Source organism: Oleiphilus sp. HI0067, from assembly GCF_001635735.1.
The window spans coordinates 1-895 of record NZ_LWFI01001162.1 but is presented as its reverse complement, the minus strand read 5'-3'; the positions used below and the strand labels follow the sequence as shown (position 1 = coordinate 895).

Genomic DNA, 895 nt, shown 5'->3' with positions numbered 1-895 from the left:
TCGCTTTGCTCATCGCTTAGTTCCGATGACAGGAGCTGTGCCGCACCACGAATTCCTCCAAGAGGATTCTTGATTTCATGTGCAAGGCCTCTAATGAGGATTTTCGCTGTTTCTTGATTTTCTTGTAGCTGTTCTTCTCGGCTGATTCTAAGTAATCGATCTTTTGCTTGTATCTCAACAAGTAAACAAGGCGCATTATTAGCGATCAGACTAGAAACAGTGCAGTCAACGAGAATGTGTTCGCCATTTAATAAGGTCATCTTACATTCGCGTTGAGTGTAAGAGTGCCCCGTTTTAAGGATCTCTTTCATCTCGTCGATGAGATTACTTTCAATGTCACTAAATAGTTCAGGAAATTTCGCGGCTTCCAAGCGTTTTTGGCTTACTTGGGTCAACATTTCAGCAGCAGGGTTGTAATCAAGCACCGTCAAGTCTTCCGCTAAAACGAGAACGGATGTCGATAGGTTGTCTAGGATCACTGATTGCTGAATGTTTTGGTTTTTCATTCGTCTTTTCTGGCTTTATATGATGGTTTCGCACCGTTTAAGACAACTAGCAATAATTAAACCATTTGCGGTGCATTCATTTTGATAAGAGCTAAGTTATTGAATTTACCAAGATTGTTATTCTGTTAATCGCTCGATAACAATCCTTCGCACTTGAGGAGAGCACAATGAAGATTTTACATGCACCATGGTGGTGCATCAAGAGTTTAGTTTAGCTTTGAAGGTCGGTGCATTGTGAAAGATATGGAGGAGGATTTGATGATTTTACCGCTAGCATCGCTAATCTGAACGCTAAGTTGGTGCGTTCCGCGAAATACGTTATCAACAATCAACGATGTGGTGCGTTGTTCGCCTACGAGTTGGTTATCGATGAAGATTTTATATATGTG

The 895-nt window shown here is 41.2% G+C and carries 1 protein-coding gene and 1 pseudogene; both read right to left on the bottom strand.

Features of this window, described 5'->3' with window-relative positions:
* On the bottom strand, positions 1-506 hold a 506-nt coding region (locus A3739_RS17020; RefSeq protein ID WP_156502644.1), incomplete at its 3' end, for a histidine kinase dimerization/phospho-acceptor domain-containing protein.
* Positions 507-712: 206 nt separating this feature from the next.
* Positions 713-895 (bottom strand): annotated as a pseudogene (locus tag A3739_RS30945) (hypothetical protein); the annotation flags it as partial.